Genomic DNA, 13,931 nt, shown 5'->3' with positions numbered 1-13,931 from the left:
AGCCTATCTCTTATCTGGAGATACAGCTACTGTCTGGTGTTTCAGGGGGCTACATCAGAGATCGGTATGTTCATTTAGCAGGTCAATTTGCCAGTCGACAAACGCACGCAGGAAGTTGCCTTCACCAAACTGGATGATGCGTTCAGGGTATTGAGCACCGGGAAAATCACGACGGTTAAGCGTGTTCACAATGGGTTCCTTTTATGATTAGTCATACAGCCCGATAAGATTGGTACGATAACTTATCAAAACTTTCCGACCAGGAACCCTGTTTCGATCAATTCACGGCGTGGTTGTGACGAAAATTATAAGAATTTGTAGAACACGGACGTCGCCGTCATGGCACCGTCCGGCATCAGGGCGTAGCGCGGGATCTCACCGACCTTTTGCCAGCCGGCACGCTGATAAAACGTCTCAGCGCCGCTGCCGGTGGAGGTATCGAGTACCAGAACCGAAATATTTCTGGCGCGGGCTTCAGCCTCAAGCGCTTCCATCAGCGCCATCGCGGCCCCTTTGCGACGCGCTTTTTCATGTACCAGAAGTTTTGCCACATCGGCACGATGAGGTTGATTCTCAGGCTGGTCGGTAATCAGTTGCACCGTTCCGATAACGCCCAACTGGGGATCAACGCTGGCAAGCACAACGCGCTCATGGCGCCCTACGCTTTCAGCAATACCGAGCCAGAATGAACGGGCCTTCTCGAGGCTAAACGGCAACATGAAGCTGACGGATGCGCCGCCGGTCACGCAGTTTTCGAGGATCCCGGCCAGCGCATCAAGATGAGTGAGAATGTCGTCACGGGTGAAGTTTTGGATATGCAGTGAGGTATTCATTGTTTGTCCTTACGTTGAATACCCACACTTTGCATTTAACATTTTCTTAACGCAATCGGGTCAGTCATACGCTTTTGTTATATCACCGCCCGCGCTGCCGCTGCTGCTTCATGGCATACATTTTTGCATCGGCATCGTTGAGCCACTTTTGCAGGTCGTTACTGTTGTGATCAAATTCACTCAGCCCCCAGGAGAACGTCAGCGACCATGGGTGTAACTTGCGCGCATTGTAGTTTTCGACCTGCTCGGCGAGATACTGCATGGCAATCCACGCCCCCTGCTCATCCGTGTCGGCAAACAGCACCGCAAACTCATCGCCACCGAAACGAACCAGCAGATCCGCTTCACGGAAAGAGGTACGCATCAGTTGCGCCATGACTTTAAGCGCTTTATCCCCCTCCTCATGCCCGTAACGATCGTTAATCTCCTTGAACCGATCCAGATCCAGCCATCCGAGCGTCAACGGCTCAGCACGGCGTCGGGCAATGGAAAGCGTGAACCGCACAAGCTGATTAAAGCCGCGTCGGTTGAATAACCCGGTCAACTCATCCGTGGTCGCCGCGCTGATGGCGGCAAACTCATCCTCAGCCAGCGCGCCCAGGTCACCCAGTACGGCGAGATCGGCCGCTGAAAACTCGCGAGGAGCGTAATCAATCAGGCAGAGCGAGCCAACGCTTGCGCCGTCTCGTAAGCGCAGCGGGAAGCCCGCGTAAAAACGCACGCCGGGTTCACCGGCCACCAGCGGGTTATCCGCGAACCGGTCATCCTGACGCATATCCCCTACCACCAGCGGAGCTTCAGTGAGGATCGTATGGCCACAGAAAGAGATGTTACGCGGAACGGAACCGGGTGCCTGACCATCCGCCGATTTCACGATCAGCGAGTGCTCATCAATAAGATTGACCATCGCCAGTGGCACCTGGAAAAAACGTTTCGCCAGCCGCGTTAAGCGGTCAAACGCCGGGGAACTGTCGATCTCAAGCAGACCCGATTCGCGCAGCGAGTGAAGTCGGTCTGTTTCATTTTCAGGTGTTGCAGGTGCTTTCATAATGTCTCCTGACGTAAAGCGTTACTCAAAGCGTAGCTTAAACAGAGACATTGTCAGTGTGCGAATATCCTGTTAAGCCGCTATCTAATTCACGTCAATGCCTTATAACGATTAACGCAGCTCAGTTTCATTCCCGGCACTGGCCGCAAGTTGCCCATCCGCCAGCCGGGCGCTGGTACGATTTCGACCCGCCTTTTTTGAACGATAAAGATGATCGTCCGCCTCGGCCATCAGCTTGTTGAAGACCTCCGTCAACTGCCATGACTCCGCCTTTCCGCTTCCGAGGCCAATACTGACCGTCAGGTAAAGCGTCTGCTGACGCCAGGTGAAAGGATGGCTGGCGACGGTACTCCTGATACGTTCCGCCAGTGCATAGCCGTGTTGTTCATCGCCCGAATTGACGACCACAGCAAACTCCTCTCCCCCCATGCGGGCCACCATCCCGTCTTCGCCAACGACCTGCTGAACCTGGCGGGCAAAGGATGCCAGCACGCGGTCGCCGCACTCATGACCGTAGTTATCATTGATGCTTTTGAAGTAATCAATATCGAGCAGCATGACGGTCAGAAAACGTGGATGACGGTGCGTTTCTTCGCGTTTTAGCGCCTCGTAAAGCCCGGAACGCGAGTAGACGTGGGTCAGAAAGTCATAATCCGCCCGCAGGGATACCTGACGGATCAGGGAATTAATCGCCGCCATGCTGACGGAGACCATCACCGGGCAGATCGCCATCGTGGCAATACCAAGCCGCGCAGAAAACATCATCGGGGTCGAGAGCGGCGTCGCCACGGCGATATTAATGATGGAGTTGGCGACCAGAATGATTTCAATCGCCCCTGTAATAAACGTCAGCAGGCAGGTCGCAGGCAGCGAGTAGCGTACCGCACACCAGATAAGCGCAGGCAGCGGAAATGCGAGGCTTCCCGCTCCGCCAATCACCACCGAGGCAGCCACAGAAACAACCAGCGCGATGATCGGTAACAGTTTCTCCAGATTTATCCTGAGTTCCCGCACCGGCAAACCGAGGGTAAGTATGCAAGGCACAACGAGCACGCCAGTGGAGAATTGTTCACTAAACCAGTCGGCAAACAGCGGCCAGAAGGTATGACTGTCTATCCCCACGGACCCGAACGCACCGAGCAAGGCACACAGCAGCGCCGCAATCAGGCAGTAGTTAAACAGCCGTAATGCGTTGAGCGGATCGGGGGTTTTCTTCATCAACCGTCTGTCACGCTGAACCAGCACGGCGACAACGATGATAAAGATCATGTTAGACAGGTTTATGACCACCGAGGCCATTCCCCAGTTAGTCGTCACCGCGTCGTACATCAGCATCGCGACATAACATACCGCGTAGTAATGCAGGCGATGCAGAAACACATAACGGGCAAAGATCCCTGCCATAACGCCATTCAGCGGCCAGAACAGGGATAAGGCCTCGACCAGCCGCAATTCCGCACCCACAAAATAAAAGAGAGTGGTGAGAATAAATATCGCCGAGGCATTACGCAGCGGCGTGTCGGGTTGGAACAACCTGAAGGCGGTGAGAGCAGAACGCATTAAATATCATTCCATATGAATGCTTATGGCAAATATTGCGGTCGTCAGCATGATCGGGACTAACTTAACCTGCATCTATAACACAATTACAACAGGATCATAACTCGTCAAATTTGGCTGTTCATCTGTATCACCAGCCAGTGGTGGATCACGCTGACGATATAATGTTGTTGCTGCGCAGTCAGTTGCACGCCCTGGGGAATATTATGCCATTTTGCCAGACAGCCCCGGCAGCAGGTCGCCGTGGCATGCTGGGCGATAAATACCGGGTGACCGCGCATGGGCGTCTGTTTACCGTCGTTGGCAGGTTGCGCCGGTGCAAGGCGTTTTTTAACGAAATCCGCAGCATGCTGGTCAATGGTGTCGGGTCCTTTGTCCCAGCAGTACTGCCGTTCTTTATTGCCTAAACGAAAGCGCGAGCGAAACGTCGATCGCGCCAGGCGGGAAAAAAGCGGATCCAGATCGAACATCAGTATACGGAACGTCCCAGACGTTGGGTCAGTTTCTCCAGCACCGCCACACCGGCAAGTGAATTTCCCGTTTCATCCAGCTCCGGGCTCCAGACGGCAATCGCCATTTCATGCGGCACAATCGCCACGACCCCGCCGCCAACGCCGGATTTGGCCGGAAGCCCAACCCGCCAGGCAAACTCGCCCGCGTTTTGATACATGCCGCTGGTCGCCATCAGGGCGTTGACCTGCCGCGCCTGCAGTGGGGAAACGACGTCCTGATCGAGATGCGGCGCGTGCCCCTGGTGCGCCAGAAACAGGAACGTCTGGGCCAGCTCAACGCAGCTCATTTTCAACGCACAGTAGTGGAAGTAGTTTTGCAGTACGGTCGCCACGTCGTTATGAAAGTTGCCGAAGGATTTCATCAGCCAGGCGATGGCCGCGTTACGGGCGGAGTGCTCAAACTCCGAGCGGGCCACTACCGAATCATAGGCAAGATCGTCAACGCCCGAGAGCTGACGAACAATCTCCAGCATCCGCTGACGCGGTGCGCTGAGACGGCTTTGCAGCATATCGCAGACCACCAGCGCCCCGGCATTGATAAAAGGGTTACGCGGTTTACCCTGCTCGATTTCAAGCTGAAGCAGCGAGTTGAAAGGCTGGCCGGACGGATCTTTACCGACACGCTGCCAGATCTCGTCTTCCTCGTACTGGCGCATCGCCGCAACCAGGCTCAGCACTTTCGAAATTGACTGAATCGAAAAACGTTCAGTGGCATCCCCTGCCTGGTATCGCTGTCCGTCGATGGTACAGATCGCAATCCCCAGCTTATTCCCGCTGACCGAGGCAAGAGCCGGAATATAGTCGGCAACCTTACCCTTTCCCAATAACGGACGAACCTGCGCCAGAATCTCGTCCAGCATCTCATTATGGATGACCGCAGCCACTCTTTGCTCCTTGCCCTCAGGCTAAAACGGGCTGCGAGTATAACAGAGGCTTATGTATTGCGTCAGGCGCTAAGACGAAAACGCGAAACGGCCTGCAATAAAAGATCGGATTGCTTTTGCAGTCGCTCAGAGGCCTCTGAAGCGTCAGAAACCAGCAGATCCGTCTGGCGGGAAACCTGATTCAGCGCCTGAAGCTGACGCGTCATCTGGTGAATACTCTCCCCCTGGCTGAGCGTAGCGGTTGAGATTTCATTCAGCAAACTGCTTAAGTTACCGACCAGACCGGTGACCTGCTGCAAATTGTCTTCCATTAAATTCACCGCCCGGGATCCATCTTCAATGCCCTGCAAAGAGCGATTGATAAGTTCCTGGATGGTCTGCGTTGAGTGGCTACTCTTTCTGGCAAGCAGGCCGACTTCCCGGGCGACAACGGCAAACCCGCGTCCATGGTTACCGGCATGGGCGGCTTCAATGGCGGCGTTTAACGCCAGAATATTGGTCTGAAACGCCACGCTGTCGATCATCGCCACGATCCCGCGCATTTCAGAAGATCGCTCGACGATCGCCTGCATGGACGCATTCACGGTCGACATCATCTGGTCACCGCCTACCGCGGCCTGACGCGCTTCGTCCGCGCGCGAGCTGGCGAGTCTGGCGTAGCCGGTATTCCCTTCCACATGCGTTTCCAGCGTCGCGATATGGGTCGTGACCTCTTCCAGCTCTTTTGCCTGACGCGCCGATTGCTGATACAGCTTCTGATTCCCCTGCGCCAGGGAGCCGATATTTTCAACCATTGCGGTCGTGGCATGGCTGACCTGGGTCACCAGCTGCTGCAGACCGTGCTGCATGGTGGCGATACTGTCGCCAAGCTGCCCCGTCTCACGATTAAAACGCCTGACGGCAGGCGGCGTACCGGATAGATCTCCGGCTGCCAGCTGGTTAATATGCGCAATCAGTCGACGTAACGGCGTGATCACCCACCTGGACATGCCGAACCAGACGGCAACCGCGATGGCGAGCAGTAAAACCGGCGCAAACAGGAACAACGTCTGCAGCCTTGAAAGCTGCGTCATAAGTCCCTGACGCCCCTGCATGGCCTGCTTCTCGCTGGCCTGCTGATAACGGGCGTAGTTATCGTTGAAGTCGCTCTGAAACGCCTGGGCCGGGACAGTAAAAAAGGCATCAATGGTGTGGGTTCTGACAAGCGCTTCCGATTGCTCTTTAATGGCACCGTAGAAAAGCTGATAGCTGTTCACCAGGGCCTCATCTTCCGGCGGATTGAGTGCCCGCCAGTCTTGCCACGCCTGCTGAGAAACCGCCAGCGACGCTTGCGCCTCATCCATCAGACTGTGCCAGCTTCCTTCTGAACCGGTCTCTTTATCCTGCATAAACCAGACGCCGGAGCGGTTAAGCAGATCGCTTGCCGCCAGCAGGGAGACACGCGCCAGATCAAGCTTGCTCTGTTGCTGATACGCCAGCAGATTTTGCTGCTCGTTGCGCTGAGCGTCCTTCAGGGAGGCGTTAAGCAGAAAAGATGAGGAGAGTTGCAGTGCGGAGAAAAGGCCAATAATACAAAAGATCCCCGTCAGCAGGCCAAATTGACGTGGGATACAGCGCTGCGCAATACGACGAAAAATTTGCGTTAGGTTCATAATTTTCTTCAGTAACAAGACGTTAGACGCGTGCGAGTCTACGAAACGAAAATGACAGAACCATTGCAGAGAAATGACAGTGGCCCTCAAATTGAGGGCCACTACAAACGAATTACACTCTGTTCTTCCACACCGTCTGCACGTTACAGAATTCATGCAGGCCGAAATGGGAGAGCTCGCGGCCAAAACCACTCTTCTTCACACCGCCAAAGGCCACGCGCGCATCGCTGGCGCTGTAACCATTGATAAACACCCCACCGCACTCCAGCTCGCGAGAGAATTTATCCGCAAGCGCGGCGTCGGCGGTGAATACCGTAGCAGAGAGGCCAAAGTCGCTGTCGTTTGCCAGCGTCAGGGCGTGCTCAGCATCTTTCGCGACGGTAATAGCCGCTACCGGACCAAACAGCTCCTGGCGGAAGGCCGTCATCGACGGCGTGACGTTCGCCAGCACGGTAGGCGCGTAATAATTCCCCTCGCCGCTGATTTTCTCTCCGCCCAGCAGCAGCGTGGCCCCCTCAGCCAGGGTGGCCTGAACCTGCTGATGCAGTTCATCGCGCAGGTCAAAACGCGCCATCGGGCCAATGTAGTTCTCTTCTTCATCGGGTGTGCCCATCTTCAGGGCGGCAACGCCCGCGACGAAGCGTTGGGTAAAGATATCCGCAATACCCTCTTCAACAATGAAGCGTTTGGCGGCCGCACACACCTGCCCGGTATTCTGATAGCGACCCGCCACCGCCGCTTTCACGGCGAGATCCAGGTCAGCGTCGTTGAGCACGATGAACGGGTCAGAGCCGCCCAGCTCAAGCACGCATTTTTTCAGCGCAGCACCTGCCTGGGCACCAATTGCGGCCCCGGCACGCACGCTGCCGGTCACGGTCACCGCCGCAATGCGACGGTCGTTAATCGCCTGGCTTACGCCGTCATTGGTGGCATTAACCCAGCCAAAAACGCCTTCCGGGAAACCGGCATCCGCAAAAATCTGTGCGATAAGATCCGCCGAGCCAAGCACGTTTGGCGCGTGCTTAAGCAGATAGCTGTTACCTGCCAGCAGGATCGGCACCGCCCCGCGCAGTACCTGCCAGAGCGGGAAGTTCCACGGCATCACCGCCAGAATCGGCCCCAGCGGGCGGTATTCAATAACCGCGTTGTGGTTTTCCACCTGGGTTGGCTCTGCATTCAGCATGGCCGGTCCGTGTTCCGCATACCAGTCACACAGACCCGCAGATTTTGCCACTTCCGCCCGCGCCTGCAGAACCGGTTTGCCCATCTCCCGGGACATCATCCGGGCCATCTCTTCCGCACGATGACGCAGCGCAGCGCCGAGATCGCGCAGCTTCTGCGCCCGCCGGGCGATGCTTTCGCTCCGCCACTGACGAAAACCGGCATCCGCCCGGTCGATAGCCTGTTCAACCTCTTCCTGTGTCGCCCACGGATACGCGGCGATCGTTTCACCCGTAGCCGGGTTAACAGACAGGGCATGTGTAGCAGATGAATAAGTCATGATGTTCTCCACGCATTTCGGTTGATTAATTGTGGCTCACTCTGCTATTTCTTAGAAATGAATAATACTAACCACCTTATTCACGAAACGAGAATGCTATGGATTTAACCCAGCTTGAAATGTTTAACGCCGTCGCGCTGACGGGGAGCATCACCCAGGCGGCGCAGAAGGTGCATCGCGTTCCCTCGAACCTGACAACACGCATCCGTCAGCTGGAGGCCGATCTCGGCGTTGAGCTGTTTATTCGTGAGAACCAGCGTTTGCGGTTATCTCCCGCCGGGCATAACTTCCTGCGCTACAGCAGACAGATTCTGGCGCTGGTGGATGAAGCGCGCATGGTCGTCGCGGGGGATGAACCACAGGGGTTATTTGCTCTTGGCGCGCTGGAAAGCACCGCTGCAGTGCGCATCCCTGAATCGCTGGCGCAGTTTAACCAGCGTTATCCGCGCATCCAGTTTGCCCTCTCTACCGGCCCTTCCGGAACGATGATAGAGGGTGTACTGGAGGGAACGCTGAGCGCCGCCTTTGTTGACGGACCGCTGTCACACCCGGAACTGGAGGGGATGCCGGTCTACAGGGAAGAGATGATGCTGGTCACGCCTGCCGGGCATACGGAGGTCACACGCGCCACGCAGGTGAGCGGCAGTGACGTTTATGCCTTTCGCGCCAACTGCTCATATCGCCGACATCTGGAGAGCTGGTTTCATGCAGACGGTGCGACGCCTGGCCGCATTCACGAGATGGAGTCCTATCACGGCATGCTCGCCTGCGTCATTGCGGGCGCGGGCATCGCGCTGATGCCGCGCTCCATGCTGGAAAGTATGCCAGGACATCATCAGATTGAGGCCTGGCCGCTGGCTGAAAACTGGCGCTGGCTCACCACCTGGCTGGTGTGGCGACGGGGGGCGATGACCCGCCAGCTGGAAGCGTTTATAGCGCTGCTAAACGAACGTCTTCAACCAGCGCCTTCTCCATAAACAGGCTAAGCGGGTCGTCGACATAGGGGGCAAATGCCGGGCGCAGTTCGTACCCGCACTGTTCATACAGACGAACCGCGGCGTGTTGTTTTATCCCTGTCTCCAGCCGTACCGTGTGGCAATGACGGCTCAGGGCCTCATCTTCCAGGGCAGCCAGCAGCCTCTCTCCCAGATGCTGTCCCCGGTGGGTCGGGTCAATATAGACCCGTTTCATCTCACCGGTTCCATCCCCGTTAAGCACGATGGCTCCACAGCCAACAGCCTGAAGCTGCTGGTCACGAATGATCATCAGGATAAGCGATGCGTCGGGCAGCGCTGAAAGATCGAGCAGATGATTGCTCTCTGCGGGATAGAGTTCGCTCTGATAGCGGTCAAGGGCTGCAATCAGTGTGAGGATGTCCGGATGACGAGCGGATTCAGAGGTAATGGAATACATGGCAGGCTCCTTGCTGTTTTTATTTTAAAATAGCGCAGCTCTGCCATGGTGCTTCATAGTATTAACTTATCGCGCTGCCCGGCTAGCGCAAAAAGATACGGCCTTTCAGATACAACGTGGCCTGACCGGCGATCAACACGCGATCGCCCTTCAGTTCACAGCGCAGATCGCCGCCACGATACGACACCTGACGTGCGTTCAGTGACGTTTTTCCCAGCTTTTCGCTCCAGTAGGGGATCAGCATGCTGTGCGTGGATCCGGTAACCGGATCTTCCGGCACCCCTTCGCCCGGGCAGAAAAAGCGGCTGACGAAGTCATAGTCTTCTCCAGGCGCCGTTACGCAGACCATTTTCCCCAGCGGAACCATTGCCGCGATATCCGGCGTGAGCGCCTCCACCTGCTGCTGGCTCTCCAGCACCACGATATAGTCTCGTCCGGCGCGTACCTCTTTCGCCTTTGTGATGCCCAGCGCGGTGAACAACGCTGCCGGGGGATTATCGACGGCCTCCGTCGGCCACGCAGGGAAATTCAGCGTCAGCCAGTCGCCGCTGCGCTTGACCGTCAGCTCGCCCACGAAGCGCGTGGTAAAGTGAATTTCGGTATGCGGATAATCCAGATATTCAAAAATCACGTGTGACGCCGCGAGGGTCGCGTGTCCGCACAGGTTAATTTCGTGCAGCGTGGTAAACCAGCGCAGTTCAAACCCGTCGTCGGTTCGCACAAAAAAGGCGGTCTCAGACTGATTATGCTGCTGCGCCATTTTAAGCAGCGTCTCATCGGGCAGCCACTCCTCCAGCGGGCAAACCGCCGCCGCATTACCGCCAAACGCCCTGTCGCTGAAGGCATCCACCAGATAAAAATCAATTTCCTGCATTGTCTCTCCCTCTCTTGTTATCAGTTTTTAGCGCAGATACACCGTGCCTTTCAGGTAGCACGACGCCTGACCGCTCATCAGCACCCGTTCCCCTCTCAGTTCACAACGCACGTCACCGCCCCGCGCCGACACCTGACGGGCAAACAGGGTCGTTTTGCCCAGTGTTTCACTCCAGTAGGGGATCAGCATCGTGTGCGCGGACCCGGTGACCGGATCTTCCGGGACGGAAACGCCCGGAGAGAAGAAGCGGCTGACAAAGTCATATTCCCCCTCGCCCGGTGCCGTCACGCTAACTTTGTGCTCACCCGGTGTCATCGCAGACAGGTTCGGCATAAGGGCTTCAACCTGCTGGCGGTTTTCCAGGACGATCACCCACGCGCGCCCTTTACGGGCGTCAACGTAGTGGCGGATACCCAGCGCCGCGATCATCTCTGGCGGTGGCGTCTCTTTATGTGTCGGACACGCCGGGAAATCCAGCGTCATCCACTCTCCCTCCCGGCTGACCGTCAGGCGGCCAGATGCGGTGTCGAAGTGGATCCGCGAGTCGGGGTAATCCAGTTCATGAAACAGGACGTACGCGGCGGCCAAAGTGGCATGCCCGCAGAGATTGACTTCGGTGAGCGTTGTAAACCAGCGTAGCTCAATGCCCCCTTTGCTGCAGACGAAAAAGGCCGTTTCCGATTGATTATGCTGTTGCGCCATTTTCAGTAGCGTTTCATCGGGTAACCATTCTTTCAGCGGACAAACCGCCGCCGGATTGCCACCAAACGAAGTATCGCTGAACGCATCTACCAGATAAAAATCAATCTCCTGCATTGTCTTACCGCCTGTTTTTGTTGTGTTGTTCTTTTATATTCAATGAAAACACCCTCCCCGGCTACCGCTTTCACAAGGTAAATATTGAGATCTGCGTCACATAATGGTTGAGTTTTCGCCGTTTGACGTTTTAAGATCGTCTCCTCTTCTTTCCAGCAACGAATCTCCGACATCCCTATGACAACGAACACAGTTTCCCGCAGGGTTGCGTGGCTACGCGTGGTCACGCTGGCCATTGCCGCGTTTATTTTCAACACCACAGAGTTTGTTCCGGTTGGGCTGTTGTCTGACATTGCCGACAGTTTCCAGATGGAAACGGCTCAGGTGGGCATTATGTTGACCATCTACGCCTGGGTGGTGGCGCTGATGTCATTGCCGTTTATGCTGCTGACCAGCCAGATGGAGCGGCGCAAACTGCTGATCGGTCTCTTCGTGTTGTTCATCGCCAGCCATGTTCTGTCGTTTATGGCGTGGAATTTTACGGTGCTGGTCATGAGCAGGATTGGCATTGCATTCGCCCATGCGGTGTTCTGGTCAATCACCGCGTCGCTGGCTATACGCCTGGCCCCGGCGGGTAAACGCGCCCAGGCGCTGAGCCTGATTGCCACCGGCACCGCGCTGGCGATGGTGCTGGGTCTGCCGATTGGCCGTATCGTGGGGCAATACTTCGGCTGGCGTACGACCTTCTTCGCGATCGGCATGGGGGCACTGGTTACGCTGGTGTGTCTGATTAAGCTGCTGCCCGCGCTGCCGAGCGAACACTCTGGCTCGCTGAAAAGCCTGCCGCTGTTGATGCGTCGCCCTGCGCTGCTGAGTATCTATCTGCTTACCGTAATCGTGGTGACCGCCCATTACACGGCATACAGCTACATTGAACCGTTTGTTCAGGTGGTGGCAGGCTTTAGCGCCAATTTTGCCACCCTGTTACTGCTCATCCTCGGCGGTGCGGGCATAATCGGCAGCGTGCTGTTTGGCAAGCTGGGTAATCAGCATGCTTCCTTGCTTGTGAGCGGCGCCATTGGCCTGCTGCTCGCCTGCCTGCTGTTGCTGATGCCCGCCGCGGGCAGCGAAAACCATCTGGCGATCCTGAGCCTGTTCTGGGGCGTGGCGATCATGATCATCGGCCTTGGCATGCAGGTAAAAGTGCTGGCGCTGGCACCGGACGCGACGGACGTTGCCATGTCACTGTTCTCGGGGATATTTAATCTGGGCATCGGCGCGGGCGCGCTGGTGGGAAATCAGATTAGCCTTCATGTCTCGATGTCGGCGATTGGGTATCTGGGCGCTATTCCGGCCCTGGTCGCGCTTATCTGGTCAGTGCTCATCTTCCGCAAATGGCCGGTGGCGCTGGAGGAACAAGGTCAGCACGGGTGACGTTTGTTTGTGCCGGGTGGCGCTGCGCTTACCCGGCCTACAAGCCTGTAATAACCCAGGCCGGGTAAGGCGAAACCGCCACCCGGCAATCACCTCAGTGGTAAGTTTTAATAATCTCCAGCACGCCGTTAATAATAAACTGCACGCCCATACAGACCAGTAAGAAGCCCATCAGACGGGAAATAGCTTCGATACCGCCCTTGCCTACCCAGCGCATAATCGCACCGGAACTGCGCAGTGACCCCCACACAATGATCCCGATAATCGCAAATATCAGCGGTGGCGCAACCGTCAGGACCCAGTCCGGGAAGGTGGCGCTATCACGTACCGTAGAGGCGGAACTGATGATCATCGCGATGGTACCCGGCCCCGCCGTGCTCGGCATAGCCAGCGGCACAAAGGCAATATTTGCACTCGGTTCGCTTTCCAGCTCTTCGGATTTGCTTTTGGCCTCCGGCGACTCATGCGCTTTCTGCGCCGGGAACAGCATGCGGAAACCGATAAAGGCGACAATGAGTCCCCCGGCGATGCGCAGGCCAGGGATGGAAATCCCGAAGGTGTTCATCACCACCTGTCCCGCATAGTAAGCCACCATCATGATGGCAAACACATAGACGGAAGCCATCATTGACTGATGGTTACGCTCGGCGCTGTTCATATTCCCTGCCAGCCCGAGGAAAAGCGCAACAGTCGTTAACGGGTTTGCCAACGGCAGCAGCACCACCAGCCCAAGACTCACTGCTTTAATTAAATCCAACATAATGCATCGTCGTCCTTATCCATATTCATCCCCGCAAGTATAGGGGGAAAGTGTGACGTTAAGCCATCTGCGCAACGTAACGATTATTTTCCGTAAGTAAGGATAACCCTGAGTTATCTATATGATTTGAAAGCGTTCAAAAAAAGTTCATGAAACGTTTTAGCAATACGTGGCATCGGCTGATTCATTCAGTTGACTTATACTTGCCTGAGCAATAATATCTGCCGTGACTAAACTACTTGCCAGGGCAACCATTGTGAAAAGCACCAGTGATATCTTTAACGACGTTGTTCCGCTGGGTCGTCTTATTCATATGGTTAACCAGAAAAAAGATCGCCTGCTCAATGACTATCTGTCACCGCTGGATATCACCGCAACACAGTTCAAAGTGCTGTGTTCCATTCGCTGCGAAGTGTGTATCACGCCGGTTGAGCTGAAAAAGGTGCTCTCTGTCGATCTGGGTGCGTTAACCCGCATGCTGGATCGTCTCGTCTGCAAAGGATGGGTAGAACGAAGCCCTAACCCGAATGACAAACGCGGCGTGCTGGTCAAGCTCACCTGCGATGGCGCGGCCATGTGCGAGCAATGTCATCAATTAGTAGGACAAACACTGCATCAGGAACTAACAAAAAACTTAACGGCAGATGAAGTGGCAACCCTTGAGCTTTTGCTGAAGAAAATACTGCCGTAAACAGAAAAGAGGT

Annotated in this window: 14 protein-coding genes and 1 pseudogene; 3 read left to right on the top strand and 12 right to left on the bottom strand. The window is 55.9% G+C overall.

Annotated elements, in window-relative coordinates:
* Nucleotides 1-57 precede the first annotated feature (57 nt).
* The 8 genes and pseudogenes from ACOTYN_RS10410 to sad all read right to left on the bottom strand — a co-directional run.
* Nucleotides 58-189: pseudogene (locus ACOTYN_RS10410) on the bottom strand (altronate oxidoreductase); the annotation flags it as partial.
* 116 nt (nucleotides 190-305) lie between these two features.
* A complete protein-coding gene (locus ACOTYN_RS10405; protein ID WP_023338319.1) occupies nucleotides 306-833 on the bottom strand; it encodes a GNAT family N-acetyltransferase in 528 nt (175 codons plus the stop codon).
* A gap of 82 nt (nucleotides 834-915) precedes the next feature.
* Complete coding sequence (locus tag ACOTYN_RS10400; RefSeq protein ID WP_071922237.1) at nucleotides 916-1,881, bottom strand: sensor domain-containing diguanylate cyclase; 966 nt, start codon at nucleotides 1,879-1,881, stop codon at nucleotides 916-918.
* A gap of 111 nt (nucleotides 1,882-1,992) precedes the next feature.
* On the bottom strand, nucleotides 1,993-3,441 hold the full coding sequence (locus tag ACOTYN_RS10395) for a GGDEF domain-containing protein (RefSeq protein ID WP_071922238.1): 1,449 nt from the start codon (nucleotides 3,439-3,441) through the stop codon (nucleotides 1,993-1,995).
* A 107-nt stretch (nucleotides 3,442-3,548) separates the two neighbouring features.
* A complete protein-coding gene (locus ACOTYN_RS10390) occupies nucleotides 3,549-3,911 on the bottom strand; it encodes a DUF4186 domain-containing protein (RefSeq protein ID WP_071922239.1) in 363 nt (120 codons plus the stop codon).
* Entirely contained in the window at nucleotides 3,911-4,837 is a 927-nt protein-coding gene (gene glsB, locus ACOTYN_RS10385) for a glutaminase B (RefSeq protein ID WP_014883834.1), read from the bottom strand. The genes ACOTYN_RS10390 and glsB overlap by 1 nt, the downstream gene beginning before the upstream one ends.
* Before the next feature lie 62 nt (nucleotides 4,838-4,899).
* Entirely contained in the window at nucleotides 4,900-6,489 is a 1,590-nt protein-coding gene (locus ACOTYN_RS10380) for a methyl-accepting chemotaxis protein (protein WP_071922240.1), read from the bottom strand.
* A gap of 112 nt (nucleotides 6,490-6,601) precedes the next feature.
* Nucleotides 6,602-7,990, bottom strand: a complete 1,389-nt coding sequence (sad, locus tag ACOTYN_RS10375; RefSeq protein ID WP_071922241.1) for a succinate-semialdehyde dehydrogenase — start codon at nucleotides 7,988-7,990, stop codon at nucleotides 6,602-6,604.
* A gap of 98 nt (nucleotides 7,991-8,088) precedes the next feature.
* Here sad and ptrR point away from each other — a divergent pair, with 98 nt between their 5' ends.
* The gene (gene ptrR / locus ACOTYN_RS10370; RefSeq protein ID WP_014883831.1) at nucleotides 8,089-8,967 is read left to right on the top strand and encodes a putrescine utilization regulator PtrR; all 879 of its coding nucleotides are present in this window, start codon (nucleotides 8,089-8,091) and stop codon (nucleotides 8,965-8,967) included.
* On the opposite strand, the gene ACOTYN_RS10365 is transcribed toward ptrR, so the two are convergent.
* From ACOTYN_RS10365 to ACOTYN_RS10355, 3 genes are all read right to left on the bottom strand, one after another.
* Nucleotides 8,921-9,403: a GNAT family N-acetyltransferase gene (locus tag ACOTYN_RS10365; protein WP_023330415.1), complete on the bottom strand. Its 483-nt coding sequence runs from the start codon at nucleotides 9,401-9,403 to the stop codon at nucleotides 8,921-8,923. The two genes, ptrR and ACOTYN_RS10365, sit on opposite strands and share 47 nt — an antisense overlap.
* A gap of 82 nt (nucleotides 9,404-9,485) precedes the next feature.
* The gene (locus ACOTYN_RS10360) at nucleotides 9,486-10,277 is read right to left on the bottom strand and encodes a PhzF family phenazine biosynthesis protein (RefSeq protein ID WP_023337289.1); all 792 of its coding nucleotides are present in this window, start codon (nucleotides 10,275-10,277) and stop codon (nucleotides 9,486-9,488) included.
* A gap of 27 nt (nucleotides 10,278-10,304) precedes the next feature.
* Nucleotides 10,305-11,093, bottom strand: coding sequence for a PhzF family phenazine biosynthesis protein (locus ACOTYN_RS10355; RefSeq protein ID WP_023337288.1), 789 nt, complete (start codon nucleotides 11,091-11,093; stop codon nucleotides 10,305-10,307).
* Nucleotides 11,094-11,270: 177 nt separating this feature from the next.
* Between ACOTYN_RS10355 and ACOTYN_RS10350 the strand changes: the two genes are divergently transcribed.
* Nucleotides 11,271-12,467, top strand: a complete 1,197-nt coding sequence (locus ACOTYN_RS10350; RefSeq protein ID WP_023337287.1) for a sugar transporter — start codon at nucleotides 11,271-11,273, stop codon at nucleotides 12,465-12,467.
* A gap of 94 nt (nucleotides 12,468-12,561) precedes the next feature.
* On the opposite strand, the gene ACOTYN_RS10345 is transcribed toward ACOTYN_RS10350, so the two are convergent.
* On the bottom strand, nucleotides 12,562-13,227 hold the full coding sequence (locus ACOTYN_RS10345; RefSeq protein WP_014883826.1) for a MarC family NAAT transporter: 666 nt from the start codon (nucleotides 13,225-13,227) through the stop codon (nucleotides 12,562-12,564).
* Nucleotides 13,228-13,483: 256 nt separating this feature from the next.
* Between ACOTYN_RS10345 and marR the strand changes: the two genes are divergently transcribed.
* Nucleotides 13,484-13,918 (top strand): multiple antibiotic resistance transcriptional regulator MarR, encoded by a 435-nt coding sequence (gene marR / locus ACOTYN_RS10340; RefSeq protein ID WP_014883825.1) that lies wholly within the window; start codon nucleotides 13,484-13,486, stop codon nucleotides 13,916-13,918.
* The last annotated feature ends 13 nt before the right edge of the window (nucleotides 13,919-13,931 follow it).

The organism is Enterobacter cloacae complex sp. IR5458 (genome assembly GCF_049238025.1).
In the GTDB taxonomy this organism is placed as follows: domain Bacteria; phylum Pseudomonadota; class Gammaproteobacteria; order Enterobacterales; family Enterobacteriaceae; genus Enterobacter; species Enterobacter kobei.
Note: the sequence above shows the minus strand (reverse complement) of the source record. Positions and strands in the feature narration are given on the sequence as shown.

Bases quoted from the DNA above. Each gene is read 5' to 3' on its own strand.
- ACOTYN_RS10405 (WP_023338319.1), bottom strand. From the start codon at position 833: ATGAATACCTCACTGCATATCCAAAACTTCACCCGTGACGACATTCTC.
- ACOTYN_RS10400 (WP_071922237.1), bottom strand. From the start codon at position 1,881: ATGAAAGCACCTGCAACACCTGAAAATGAAACAGACCGACTTCACTCG.
- ACOTYN_RS10395 (WP_071922238.1), bottom strand. From the start codon at position 3,441: ATGCGTTCTGCTCTCACCGCCTTCAGGTTGTTCCAACCCGACACGCCG.
- ACOTYN_RS10390 (WP_071922239.1), bottom strand. From the start codon at position 3,911: ATGTTCGATCTGGATCCGCTTTTTTCCCGCCTGGCGCGATCGACGTTT.
- ACOTYN_RS10380 (WP_071922240.1), bottom strand. From the start codon at position 6,489: ATGAACCTAACGCAAATTTTTCGTCGTATTGCGCAGCGCTGTATCCCA.
- sad (WP_071922241.1), bottom strand. From the start codon at position 7,990: ATGACTTATTCATCTGCTACACATGCCCTGTCTGTTAACCCGGCTACG.
- ptrR (WP_014883831.1), top strand. From the start codon at position 8,089: ATGGATTTAACCCAGCTTGAAATGTTTAACGCCGTCGCGCTGACGGGG.
- ACOTYN_RS10365 (WP_023330415.1), bottom strand. From the start codon at position 9,403: ATGTATTCCATTACCTCTGAATCCGCTCGTCATCCGGACATCCTCACA.
- ACOTYN_RS10360 (WP_023337289.1), bottom strand. From the start codon at position 10,277: ATGCAGGAAATTGATTTTTATCTGGTGGATGCCTTCAGCGACAGGGCG.
- ACOTYN_RS10355 (WP_023337288.1), bottom strand. From the start codon at position 11,093: ATGCAGGAGATTGATTTTTATCTGGTAGATGCGTTCAGCGATACTTCG.
- ACOTYN_RS10350 (WP_023337287.1), top strand. From the start codon at position 11,271: ATGACAACGAACACAGTTTCCCGCAGGGTTGCGTGGCTACGCGTGGTC.
- ACOTYN_RS10345 (WP_014883826.1), bottom strand. From the start codon at position 13,227: ATGTTGGATTTAATTAAAGCAGTGAGTCTTGGGCTGGTGGTGCTGCTG.